At 55.9% G+C, this 11,688-nt stretch carries 11 protein-coding genes; 10 read left to right on the top strand and 1 reads right to left on the bottom strand.

Annotation, left to right across the window (positions count from 1 at the left end; translation table 11 throughout):
- The first annotated feature begins 1 nt into the window (after window position 1).
- The 10 genes from F0155_RS18190 to F0155_RS18145 all read left to right on the top strand — a co-directional run bounded on the left by F0155_RS18190 (window position 2) and on the right by F0155_RS18145 (window position 10,655).
- The gene (locus F0155_RS18190) at window positions 2–976 is read left to right on the top strand and encodes an ABC transporter permease (protein WP_150525982.1); all 975 of its coding nucleotides are present in this window, start codon (window positions 2–4) and stop codon (window positions 974–976) included.
- Window positions 976–1,704, top strand: coding sequence for a FadR/GntR family transcriptional regulator (locus tag F0155_RS18185; RefSeq protein WP_150525981.1), 729 nt, complete (start codon window positions 976–978; stop codon window positions 1,702–1,704). The genes F0155_RS18190 and F0155_RS18185 overlap by 1 nt, the downstream gene beginning before the upstream one ends.
- 1 nt (window position 1,705) lies before the next feature.
- On the top strand, window positions 1,706–2,752 hold the full coding sequence (locus tag F0155_RS18180; RefSeq protein WP_150525980.1) for a Gfo/Idh/MocA family protein: 1,047 nt from the start codon (window positions 1,706–1,708) through the stop codon (window positions 2,750–2,752).
- A 3-nt stretch (window positions 2,753–2,755) separates the two neighbouring features.
- Window positions 2,756–3,574 (top strand): sugar phosphate isomerase/epimerase family protein, encoded by an 819-nt coding sequence (locus F0155_RS18175; protein ID WP_150525979.1) that lies wholly within the window; start codon window positions 2,756–2,758, stop codon window positions 3,572–3,574.
- The gene (locus F0155_RS18170; RefSeq protein ID WP_150525978.1) at window positions 3,571–3,885 is read left to right on the top strand and encodes an L-rhamnose mutarotase; all 315 of its coding nucleotides are present in this window, start codon (window positions 3,571–3,573) and stop codon (window positions 3,883–3,885) included. Before F0155_RS18175 ends, F0155_RS18170 begins: the two co-directional genes overlap by 4 nt.
- A gap of 199 nt (window positions 3,886–4,084) precedes the next feature.
- Window positions 4,085–4,459, top strand: a complete 375-nt coding sequence (locus tag F0155_RS18165) for a hypothetical protein (protein ID WP_150525977.1) — start codon at window positions 4,085–4,087, stop codon at window positions 4,457–4,459.
- An 82-nt stretch (window positions 4,460–4,541) separates the two neighbouring features.
- Window positions 4,542–6,731 carry an efflux RND transporter periplasmic adaptor subunit gene (locus F0155_RS18160; protein WP_150525976.1) on the top strand — a complete coding sequence of 730 codons (2,190 nt, stop codon included), beginning with the start codon at window positions 4,542–4,544 and terminating at the stop codon, window positions 6,729–6,731.
- On the top strand, window positions 6,731–9,910 hold the full coding sequence (locus F0155_RS18155; RefSeq protein ID WP_150525975.1) for an efflux RND transporter permease subunit: 3,180 nt from the start codon (window positions 6,731–6,733) through the stop codon (window positions 9,908–9,910). The genes F0155_RS18160 and F0155_RS18155 overlap by 1 nt, the downstream gene beginning before the upstream one ends.
- A 40-nt stretch (window positions 9,911–9,950) precedes the next feature.
- Window positions 9,951–10,292: a copper-binding protein gene (locus F0155_RS18150; RefSeq protein WP_150525974.1), complete on the top strand. Its 342-nt coding sequence runs from the start codon at window positions 9,951–9,953 to the stop codon at window positions 10,290–10,292.
- A 150-nt stretch (window positions 10,293–10,442) separates the two neighbouring features.
- Window positions 10,443–10,655, top strand: a complete 213-nt coding sequence (locus F0155_RS18145) for a hypothetical protein (RefSeq protein ID WP_150525973.1) — start codon at window positions 10,443–10,445, stop codon at window positions 10,653–10,655.
- Between the two features lie 8 nt (window positions 10,656–10,663).
- Here the strand turns inward: F0155_RS18145 and F0155_RS23455 are convergent.
- On the bottom strand, window positions 10,664–11,688 hold a 1,025-nt coding region (locus F0155_RS23455; protein ID WP_161599835.1), incomplete at its 5' end, for a hypothetical protein.

Here is an 11,688-nt window from a genome sequence, read left to right as displayed (position 1 = left end):
CATGCTTAGCAAATTCAAGAGCTGGGAAGGTTTCCTGTTCGGTGTGCTCGTTCTCATCCTGATTGCCAATTCCAGTCTGTCACCGGAATTCCTGACCCTTTCGAACCAGATCAACCTGTTCCAGCTTTCGGTCGAGAAGATCATCGTCTCGCTGATCATGACCTTCATCATCATCAACGGGGAAATTGATCTTTCCGTTGGCTCCATGATGGGGCTTGCCGCCTGCGCCTTTGGCTGGATGGTCGATCAGGGCACGCCCGCCGCGCTTGCCTGCATTATTGTACTCCTGATTGGATGTGCTGGCGGCGCTCTCAATGGCTATTTCATCGCCCGGGTCGGCCTGCCATCACTTGTCGTTACGCTTGCGACCCTTATCGGCTTTCGTGGCCTTGCGCGGGTTCTCGTAGAAGATCGCGGCATCACCGACTTTCCGGACTGGTTCGATGCTTTGGGACAGCAAGGATTGATCGGGCCGATTCCCCTCGCTCTCATCCTCTTCCTGCTGCTTTTCCTGTTCCTCTATGTCGTGCTGCAGAAGACCGGCTTCGGGCGGAAGACCTACGTCATTGGCACAAACAAGGCCGTCGCGGACTTTGCCGGCATCGACACCGCCCGCCACAAGCAGATCCTGTTCATGGCCTCAGGCTTGATTGCAGCCCTTGCCGGACTTCTTTATGCGGCCCGCGTTGGCGCGGTTCGCGGCGATGTGGCCTTTGGATTTGAACTCGACATCATCACCATTGTGCTGCTTGGCGGCGTCAGCATCTTCGGCGGCTCTGGCACACTAGTAGGAACCTTCCTCGCCATCCTGATCGTTCTCAGCCTTCGAAACGGGATGGCTTTGCTCAACATAACCGGGCATATCCAGACAGGAGTAATCGGCATTCTGCTTGTCGCATCGGTTGTGGCTCCGCGGTTCAATCTGAAGGCAATTTTGGCGCATGCCGGTACCCCGGAAAAAAAGGAGACCTCGTGATGAACGAGTGGCAATCCGCCTTCCGCGCGGAAGCACCGATTGAGCGGCAATCAGTTGCGGAAATGGTGGCCAAGAGAATTCTGGAGATGGTGACATCCCGTGCGCTCAAGCCGGGTGATCAGATCCCGCCCGAACGGGATCTGGCTGAAATGTTGAACGTGTCCCGCCCCTCGGTGCGCGAGGCCATTCGCGGCCTGTCGATCCTTGGCGTGATCAAGTCGCGTCAGGGCGGAGGCGCCTATATCAGCCGACTGGACGGCGATGCCCTTCTCGGGCCAATCCGGTTCTTCCTGGCACTGGAAGACATGAACATTCGCGAACTCTACGACGCCAGATCGCTGATCGAAGGAGATGTCGCACGGCGCGCGGCCAAGAACATGTCGGACGAACAGCTCAATCTGCTGGAAGCCATTCTGGACGAGCAGAAAAACACCTTGTCCGATCCCAAGGCTTTCCGCGTTTCCGACTTCAAGTTTCACGAGCTGATCTGGATCGGCTCCGGCAACGCATTTCTCAAGCGGATTGGCGAAAGCCTGAATTCGCTTGGGTTGGAGTTCAGACGGCGGGCTTCGGAAAACAGCATGGTGCTGGAGCAAAGCCTCAAGGATCATCGCGCCCTGCTTGATGCCCTCAAGGCACGAGATCCGGAAGCGGCAGCCCAGGCTGCCGAAAGGCACATGCAGAACGTCTACCACTCGACCGTCGCACAGGATCTGGAGGAGGACTGACATGACCGCGCGCATTGGAGTCGTTGGCACCGGCTGGTGGGCAACGTTCAATCACATCCCGACCATTCAGGCCTCCAGCGAGGCGGATGTGGTTGCGATCTGCGATCTTGATGCCGAACGTCTTGACGCGGTCGGTGAAAAGTTCGGCATCAATGCGCGCTATCAGAACCTTGATGACATGCTGGCCCGCGAGAACCTCGACGGCGTCATGGTGTCAACGCCCCATACGGCCCATACCGGCCCTGCTGTTGCAGCGCTCAAGGCCGGGTGCCACGTGTTGGTGGAAAAGCCGATGGCAACGAAAGCCGCCGACGGGCGCGCGATTGTTGCCGCGGCCAAGGCCGCCAATCGGGAAGTTCTGGTGCCCACCGGCATGAACTTCACCCCCTTCACGATCAGGGCCGCCGAATGGGTAAAAGCTGGCCGGATAGGCGAAGTCCGGCACGCTGTATGCCAGATGGGATCAGCGCTGGAAGACCTGTTCTCCGGAGAGCCCATGCTGGAAACAGCAGAGCACATGTTCCGTCCCCCTGCGTCCACCTGGGCCGACCCGGCCAAGGCAGGCGGATATGGCTGGGGTCAGATGTCCCATTCGCTCGCCTGGCTCATCTATGTGGCTGATATCACCTTTGAGAGCGTCTACTGCATGGACGGCAAGTCCAAGTCCGGCGTCGACTATTACGACGCAGCCATCGGACGCGCGACGAACGGGGCGACCGTCTCGTTGTCAGGTTCTTCAACGGTGCCCAAACACAAGGGCATGCACATGGATATCCGCATCTTCGGATCGGAAGGCATGATCCTGTTCGACAATGAACGGGCGCGGCTGTCGCTTCACCGTCTAGATGGAACGGATGAGATCTTCGAGATGACGCAAGCCGATGCCGACTATGACGGCGCGCTGCCTGTGCGGGTGTTTGCAAAGCTTTGTGCCGGAGAACCCGTCATCAACGCCTCGAATGCCGAATGCGGCGCACGGGTCACCGAGGTGCTGGACGCCATGTACCGCTCGGCAGCATCTCGCCAACTGATAACAGTGGGAGAGTAATCCATGCGCCTATCGTTGACCGCCTGGTCCCTGCCCTCATGCACCCTCCAGGAAGCTGCGGATATATCCAGGGCACTGGGAATTGGAGCGCTCGATGTCGGCTTGTTCTACCGCTCGGCGCTGGACAAGCAGCAGATTCTTTCCGACCCGAAAGCTGCGGCCGAAACCGTTCGCGGCCTGCAGATTGACGTGCCAAACTACTATCACCTGTTCGGGGAGTCACTTGAGGGGCAGAACCTTGCCCAACCCGGCACCCTTGACGCAAACCTGAAGGATCTGGAACAGGTTCTGACCTTTGCGGACAGTGCAGGAATTGGCTCCGTCTTCATTCTTCCGGGTGTCGTCAACTCCGGTCAATCCCGTGAAGACGCGGAGCGGGTGTCGGTTCAGTCCCTCACCGAAATGGTCGCCCTCGCCAGGGGCTTCAAGACCAAACTCTGCATCGAACCGCATGTTCAATCCTTTGCCGAGTCTCCGACGATTGTCCGCCGTCTGATCGACAAGACCGGCATTCAGCTGGCGTTGGACTATTCCCATTTCGCCTGCCTTGGCTATCGGCAGGAGGAAGTCGACCCGCTGGCGCCCTTTGCCGCACATGTCCACCTCCGGCAGGCGAAGATGGGGGCACTTCAGACCAAGTTCGCGCACGGGACGCTTAATTTTCCGGCCATGTTCGGGACGCTGCGCGACACCGGATACACGGGCGCCCTGTCCATCGAACCCGTTCATCAGGACTACATGAACACCTTGTTCGAAGACGTGCTGACCGAAATCATCGCCCTGCGCGACTGCTATTTGAACTGGAAGGAGGCTGCAAAATGACGTCCTATGCCTGGATCCTGGAAGTTCGCCCCGGATATGAAGAAGAATACAAGCGCCGCCACGATGAAATCTGGCCAGAGATGCTGGAAACGCTAAAGAAAGCAGGGATTTCAAACTACAACATCTTCCGGCACGGCTTGACGCTGTTCGGGTATTTCGAGACGGATGACCTGGAAGCAGCCAAGGCGCATTTGGCAACCTGCCCCGTCAATCAGAAATGGGCGGAATGGATGGGGCCGATCATGAAGATCGACATCGACCCCACAACGTCCTTCCCGTATCTGCTGCCCATCCAGTTTCATATGGATTGACCCTTCGGCGCGGGCGATACCACAGGCCTCGCAAGTTTGTGACCAAACTGCCGAATGAGGCACCAATGGCTGAACCGTGATGTTTTTATTGCCCAAAAAGGTGTGCTTACGGAGATGACGGTCATGCACCTTGTGGCCAAAATAGAAGTTTGAGGAAATGCCTCTTGTATTTTCCGCGCCGCCAGCTATCTGATTCCTCATGGTAAAAAACGCTCGCGACCTTGGCAGACTTGCAGCAACGCTTCTCTTGGCGATTGCACTGCTTTTTGGTGCGCGCTCTCCCATGCAACATCAAATCGCAGACGCCCATGAAGCCTTGGCAACAGAGGCAATGATGCCCTGCGACGCGATGGCCGAGCATGCCGGGAACGGTTCTGCTACTAGTTCGCAAGACCACGAACAGACAACAGTAGATACATGCTGTGGCGATGCGCTGTGTGCGGGATATACCATTGAAATTGCGGCCAGCACTCTTGTACCGCACCTGCGGGCAATGACATTTGTGCAGTCTCCGCCGGACACGCTCCTCCCGGCGGAAATCACCCTCCCCAAACGCCCCCCTCGCCTCCTCTGACGACTTCAACTCGCTGATTTACGCGGGCTTTCGTTGTTCAACAGGTTGCCGGTTCTCTGCCGACAACAATTCAGAGGTTATTATGCGTGGACGCTACACAGCGCTCAGCATTCTCACTCTTGCCGGTGGTGTGGCAGGTGGGGTGTTTCTTGAGCGCCTATATCTAAATCCGTCGGACCAATCAGCATCGAAAGATGCTGAAATTCTCTATTGGGTAGCCCCAATGGACCCCAACTTTCGCCAACCGGGTCCCGGCAAATCACCCATGGGAATGGATCTGATTCCGGTCTATGCCGGACAGGAGCCCTCAGGTGACCCGTCAGAGGTGAAGCTGTCTGCGGCGGAGATCAACGCGATTGGCGTACGCACGGCTCTGTCACAGGTTGCTGAGATTTCGCAGAAGATCGAAACCGTGGGCTTCGTGGGCTATGACGAACACCTGACAAGCCATGTTCACACTCGCGTCGACGGGTGGATTGAGACCCTCAACGTAAGGGCCGTTGGAGATCAGGTTAAAAAGGGACAGGTGCTTTTTGAGCTGTTCTCTCCCGAGTTCGGTGTCGCCACCTTCGACTTTCTCCGCTCATTGAAGAATGAAAATGGACTGCCTCAGGAAGCTGCCCGCAACAAATTGCGCAGCCATGGTGCTTCCGAGGAACAGATTGCAGAGATCGAGAAATCCGGCGAAATCGCGCGAAGAATCCAGATCGTAGCACCACGTGACGGGGTCGTGATTGCTTTGAGTGCCGCAGATGGCATGTTCTTGCAACCCGGCAATCAGGCCATGTCGATCACCGAGCTTAACGAGGTTTGGCTGATCGTCGACGTTTTTGAACGCGATATCGCCCGGCTGTCTCTGGACATGAGAGCAATTGCCCGGTTCGAGCACCTTCCAGGACAGACCTTTGAAGGCAAAATCGACTACATTTATCCTGCACTCGACGCAAAAACCCGAACACTTCCCGTTCGCCTTCGCTTCGACAATGCGGACGAACATCTTCGTCCAAACATGTTCGGCAATGTCACGCTGGTGCCAAACGAGACACGCACAGCTGTCACGGTCCCAACCGAGGCAGTCATCCGCACGGGAGGAGCCGAAAGGGTAATAATCAAGACAGGTGAAGGAACCTTCAAACCGCGCCTGATTACAACGGGTCTGCGCGACGACTTTGGCGAAGGAGGGCGCACCGAAGTCGTCCAGGGCCTCGCGCCGGGCGAGGAAGTTGTTGCTTCGGCACAGTTTCTGATCGACAGCGAAAGTGCACTAAGCGCCGGATTGATGCGCATGGCCCCGACCGGTGACACACCGGCACGCGGAACCGGGGAGTTGATCGCACTTGATCGCTCCAATCGCATCGCGACCATTCGCCATGATGTTCTGGAAAGTCTCGACTGGCCAGCGATGACATCCCGCTTTCAGATCAAGGCCGACGTTTCCCTGGAGCGACTGACTGAAGGTCAACAGGTCAGCTTTCGTGCTGCCCGCGGCGCCGACGGTCTGCTCGGTTTGATTGAACTGGGCAGCGATGACGGCATCGCCGCAACCGGTCAGGGAAAGGTGCTTGCGGTCACCCAGGACGGCAAACTTTCCATGGATCATGGCCCCATTCCTGAACTCGGATGGCCTGCCATGCAGATGGACCTTGAAATAGCAGGTTTTGATCCGGCCTCCGTGCCGCTGAATGAACCTGTCGAATTTGATCTGTCCAAGGACGACCGCGGCCTCTTCTCAATCATTGCAGTGCGCAAAGTAAGTACCTCAGAACCTTCAGCCCCAACACCGCAGAAGAAAGAACCAAAAGTATCCCCGCCAATTATGGTGGTGGGAACAATCGATGCCATCGATGCGAATACGGGCAAGGCTACCATCACTCACGGGCCGATCACCGAGATCGGAATGCCGGGAATGACGATGGCCTTTGAAGTCGAGGATGGGCTTGACCTCCAATCTCTGCCGCTCGCAGCCAAGGCTACGCTGACCTTCGAACGGCCAGACGGATTGACCATGGTTCTGGCGAAAGTCGAACCGGAAATGCCTCCCATGGAGGTGCGCGGCACCATAAATCACATAGAGGACGCCACAAGAACCGCAAACGTTACGCATGGCCCGATGACAGAAATCGGAATGCCCGGAATGACGATGGACTTTCCAGTCGACACGGCACTTGAACCGTCAAGTCTGCCGCTTAATCGAGAGGTTACACTCCAGTTTCGGCGCAATCCGGATTTTTCCATGACACTTGTCGGGATCCGGTCTGAAGGAGCAATGTGATGATACCAGCCATCATCCGCGCCTCCATCGCCAACCGGGTCATCATACTGGCGCTCGCCGCCATGATGGCGGTCGCGGGCATTTGGGCTGTTCGGGAAACGCCGGTCGATGCGATCCCGGATCTGTCTGATGTCCAGGTCATCGTCCGCACACCCTATCCGGGTCAGGCCCCGCAAGTTGTTGAGGACCAGATTACCTTTCCGTTGGCGAGCGCGATGCTGGCCGTGCCGGGAGCAAGCGATGTTCGCGGGTTCTCCTTCTTCGGCGACAGCTATGTCTACATCGTGTTCGAGGACGGTACCGATCTCTATTGGGCGAGAACCAGAGTTCTGGAATATCTAGGCCAGATCACCGCGAACCTGCCCGATGGCGTATCACCGCAATTGGGGCCAGATGCGACAGGGGTGGGCTGGATATATCAGTACGCCCTGATTGACCGCACCGGCAAACATGACCTTTCGCAACTTCGCGCATTTCAGGACTGGTTCCTGAAATACGAGCTGCAAACCATCGACGGAGTGGCAGAGGTTGCCACCATTGGCGGCATGGTCAAGCAGTATCAGGTCATTGTCGATCCGAACAAGCTGAGGGCCTATGACATCACCCTGCCCCAGATCCGCACCGCGATCCAGGCAGCAAACCGGGAAACCGGCGGCAGCGTCATCGAAATGGGTGAAGCGGAATTTATGGTCCGCTCAACAGGATATGTTGATGAACTTGCGGACCTCGCAAAAGCACCGTTGATGGTGAATGAGCGCGGAGCGGCCATCACTCTTGGAGACATTGCCGACATACGCCTGGGACCGGAAATGCGGCGAGGCGTTGGAGAATTCGGCGGCGAAGGCGACGCGGTTGGCGGCGTCGTGATTTTGCGTTGGGGTGGCAATGCCCTTGCGACCATCAAGGCCGTCGAGGCCCGCATCAAAGAGCTTCGCAGCAGTCTTCCGGAAGGCATCGAATTTGTGACCACGTACGACCGGTCCGGTGTCATTGAACGCGCAATTGAAAACCTTGAGAAGAAGTTGACCGAGGAGTTCATTGTCGTTGTTCTGGTCTGCGCAGCCTTCCTGCTGCATCTTCGCTCGTCTCTGGTCATCCTTGTATCTCTTCCCCTGGGCATTGCAGCAGCCTTCATCATCATGAAGCTGCAAGGCGTGAACGCGAACATCATGTCGCTCGGCGGCATAGCCATCGCCATTGGCGCGATGGTGGACGCGGCAATCGTGATGATCGAGGCCATGCACCGTCGCCTCGAGCACGAAAAGCTGACCAACGAGAACCGGTGGCGGATCGTTGGCGAGTGCGCGTCAGAAGTCGGCCCAGCCCTGTTCTTCTCACTCGCCATCATCACTGTGAGCTTCATGCCTGTCTTCGTGCTGGAAAGTCAGGAAGGGCGCTTGTTCAAGCCACTTGCCTTCACGAAGACTTACGCGATGGCGGCAGCGGCCATCTTGTCAATCACGCTCGTTCCGGTTCTGATGGGATACTTCGTTCGCGGGCGAATTCTGCCGGAGAACAAGAACCCGCTGAATCGACTTGTAATCTGGCTCTATCGCCCTTTTCTGGACGCTGCTGTCGCCTGGCCGTGGGCAACCACATTGCTGGCCGCAATGCTGGTCGCTTCCATGTGGTGGCCCCTGCAACGGATCGGCACCGAGTTCATGCCGGAGTTGAACGAGGGCGACTTCCTCTACATGCCCTCACTTTATCCCGGTGTGTCCATCGGCAAGGCTCGTGAGGTGCTCCAACAGTCGGACCGCCTCATCGCGACAGTGCCTGAAGTGTTGACCGTTCACGGGAAGCTGGGCCGCGCGGAGACAGCCACTGATCCGGCGCCCCTCACGATGATCGAGACCACCATCCAGTTGAAACCCAAGTCCGAATGGCGACCGGGAATGACGATGGAGAGCATTCGCAACGAACTGGACAGGGTTGTCCAAATCCCTGGCGTGACGAATGTCTGGATCCAGCCCATCAAGAACCGGATTGACATGTTGGCCACCGGCATCAAGACGCCAGTTGGTGTCAAGATCACCGGAACGGACCTTCGCGTTATCGAGCAGATCGGTATCGAGATCGAAGCTGCGGTTGCCGACATTACAGGAACCGCCTCGGCCTATGCGGAACGACCCGTTGGCGGCAGGTTCATTGAAATCGATGTCAATCGGGACGCCGCTGCCCGCTTCATGATGAGCGTACGCGATATTCAGGATGTGGTTCAGATTGCGATTGGAGGAATGCAGATCTCTGAGTCCGTTGAGGGCCAGGAACGCTTTCCGATCAATCTGAGATACCCGCAGGATTGGCGTAACAGTCCGGAGCGTTTGAGAGACCTCCCGGTCGTCACCCCCTCCGGTGCTCACATTCCACTCGGGGCGCTTGCTGAGATCAAGGTCGTCGACGGACCGGGCATGATCCGCTCAGAAAATGCCAGACGGACCGGGTTCGTCTTCATTGACATCACCGGGCGTGACCTTGGTGGTTATGTGGATGAGGCAAGGCAGATAGTTGCCGAGAATGTCCAGCTTCCGCCGGGCTATTCAATTTCCTGGTCAGGTCAGTATGAATACATCGAGCGGATGCAAGAACGGCTCAAACTGGTGGCACCGGCCACCCTTTTGATCATCACCTTGATGTTGTTCATGACCTTCAACCGGGTCATCGAAGTGGGGATCATCCTGGCCGCCCTGCCTGTGGCTCTCGCCGGAGGGGTATGGTTCCTCTGGTACCTCAGCTTCGACATGTCCGTGGCCGTCATCGTCGGCTTCATCGCACTTGCCGGCGTTGCCGTCGAAACGGCGATCGTAATGTTGCTCTACCTGAACCTTGCCTGGGAAAAGCGAAAGAAACAGGCCGGAAGTGAAACCCGTGACATGACCCTTCAAGATGTCGAGGATGTCGTCTTTGAAGGTGCACTCCTGCGGGTGCGACCGAAGGTGATGACCGTTGCGACAATCTTCGCCGGCCTGATCCCCATCATGTACGGAGACGGAACGGGATCGGAGATCATGCAGCGGATCGCCGCCCCGATGGTTGGAGGAATGGCCACAGCCACCCTGCTTACCCTTTTTGTCATTCCGGCAATTTTCGTGATCTGGAAGCGTCTCGCCCTGCCCCGCGTGAATCGGGAATTGAAGGCAAGCGCCCCAGCCATCGGCCTGGTCCAACCAGCCGAGTAACCTCGTCACTCCACCTGGATCAGAGAAAGAAGTGAAACTCATGAAGACCATAGCACTTGCAGCACTCTTGACCTTGGCAGCCCTGCCGGTCGCACAGGCCCAGACAACTCATGGCATGGACCATTCCAACATGCATATGAGCTCCGAGCAGATGGAGGCCGCCGTACATGCAAAGGCGGTCGTCAATTCAATCGGGACCGGCACGGCAAATGTCAGTCATGACCCGATCCCGGAAATTGGTTGGCCAGCCATGACCATGGACATGCCCGTGCTCGAAGACGCTCAAATGATGGGCGATATCAAGCCAGGAGACAGCGTCACTCTTATGCTGGTGAAGGGTGGTGATGGCCTCTATTCCATCGGGGCAATGATGCCAAACTGATCTATCCACGGCCACCTCCCGGAGCACACTTGCCCGGGAGGTGCCTCAAGGCTGCCTTCGTTGACGAAGGAAGGTGACTTCGTGCCGATTTAAGCGGCGTTTAACCGGCCTTTATGGCCATTCAAAAACCAACCAGTCGGAGTGTGAAACATGAGCTTGCTTGTCCAGGCTATCAGCCAAGATGGCGAACAGACCGACTGGTTTTGCGAACGGGTAAGCTATGAGAGATCCGGCGACGTCAACCTGAACCGTGGTGGGGAAACGGTCTTTACGCTCGGGCCGGAGGATTATGCGGCTGGTTTATCAATCTGTGGGAGCAAGGCTCCGCTTTTTCGTGATGTCTTTCTAGGCGAAGAATACTAAGTGGATAGTCAAACGTCGAGTTTATCCATTCGGAATACGCGAAGCTGTTCTAAGATTTTGTCAATCACGATACAGGTTCGGCTCAATCGCGCGTGCTTATACCAAAACCAGTCTGCTAGCAGCTCTGATTTTGGCCTTGCTTGATCATCTTGTAATGTCTTCTGCTGTGAGAGATTAGGCCAGGTTGCTTCTTTTTTGAGGTGACTGCAAATCTCAGCAATCATTCCTGCCGCCAAATCTGGGATTGCAACCAGATCTTCTAACATAAGACCAAAGCCATCAATTTCTGTTGTATTCATAGCAAAGGTCCCCATTGGTTGTCGGATATAAAGGGAATGTAGCCGTGCAGCTAATTGTTGAATGTCATCTAATCGATAATCATTTGCTACAAACTCATCCTGATCGGAAATCCAAGTGATATCAGTGTGTCGTGATGCCCATTGAGCTAAGAGAATTGTAAAAAGATGTGTTTTTAAGAATGCAGTTTCAAATGCTCTCGAGTTCCATTTGGCCGATAATCCAAGAATAGATTTCCATTCCGCCAGATCTGCCTTTTTTGTGGGATACAAGCGAACAGACTTGTCAATTGCGAAAACGACCAAATGCCCATTGAGGACGTCTGCTGCTTCGAGAAAAGGGACAAGGGCAACTTGGCGTTCTGGATCGCTCAGTCTCTTAAAAGACATTCTTCGACCGTCTTTAAGGTGCTTGGATCTAATAACTCTCAGATGGGAAACCCAATCGGAATGCTCCCCGTTTACCAATAAGTAGGCGTAGGTATTAAAAGCGCTTCCTTTGTGGTTTCCACCATAGTCTGACCCAATAAACAGATGATCTCTCGAAAAAGGAACCGGACGATCGGCATAGAGAATTTTTCTGATGGAATGCGACCACGGGAATGTTCTCCTCAGCCTGATATTTTCATGCGTGAGCATGTTATGCCGAGCATCTACTTGGGTGAAATTTAGAGGAGCCTTATGATCAGCCCCACCTAAGCGGTCCAGTTTGAATGTTAGTGCATGATTAGCCTGGG

It is taken from the genome of Roseibium sediminis, assembly GCF_008711325.1.
GTDB classification, from domain to species: Bacteria; Pseudomonadota; Alphaproteobacteria; order Rhizobiales; family Stappiaceae; genus Roseibium; species Roseibium sediminis.
Note: the sequence above shows the minus strand (reverse complement) of the source record. Positions and strands in the feature narration are given on the sequence as shown.

Bases quoted from the DNA above. Each gene is read 5' to 3' on its own strand.
- F0155_RS18190 (WP_150525982.1), top strand. From the start codon at position 2: ATGCTTAGCAAATTCAAGAGCTGGGAAGGTTTCCTGTTCGGTGTGCTC.
- F0155_RS18185 (WP_150525981.1), top strand. From the start codon at position 976: ATGAACGAGTGGCAATCCGCCTTCCGCGCGGAAGCACCGATTGAGCGG.
- F0155_RS18180 (WP_150525980.1), top strand. From the start codon at position 1,706: ATGACCGCGCGCATTGGAGTCGTTGGCACCGGCTGGTGGGCAACGTTC.
- F0155_RS18175 (WP_150525979.1), top strand. From the start codon at position 2,756: ATGCGCCTATCGTTGACCGCCTGGTCCCTGCCCTCATGCACCCTCCAG.
- F0155_RS18170 (WP_150525978.1), top strand. From the start codon at position 3,571: ATGACGTCCTATGCCTGGATCCTGGAAGTTCGCCCCGGATATGAAGAA.
- F0155_RS18165 (WP_150525977.1), top strand. From the start codon at position 4,085: ATGGTAAAAAACGCTCGCGACCTTGGCAGACTTGCAGCAACGCTTCTC.
- F0155_RS18160 (WP_150525976.1), top strand. From the start codon at position 4,542: ATGCGTGGACGCTACACAGCGCTCAGCATTCTCACTCTTGCCGGTGGT.
- F0155_RS18155 (WP_150525975.1), top strand. From the start codon at position 6,731: ATGATACCAGCCATCATCCGCGCCTCCATCGCCAACCGGGTCATCATA.
- F0155_RS18150 (WP_150525974.1), top strand. From the start codon at position 9,951: ATGAAGACCATAGCACTTGCAGCACTCTTGACCTTGGCAGCCCTGCCG.
- F0155_RS18145 (WP_150525973.1), top strand. From the start codon at position 10,443: ATGAGCTTGCTTGTCCAGGCTATCAGCCAAGATGGCGAACAGACCGAC.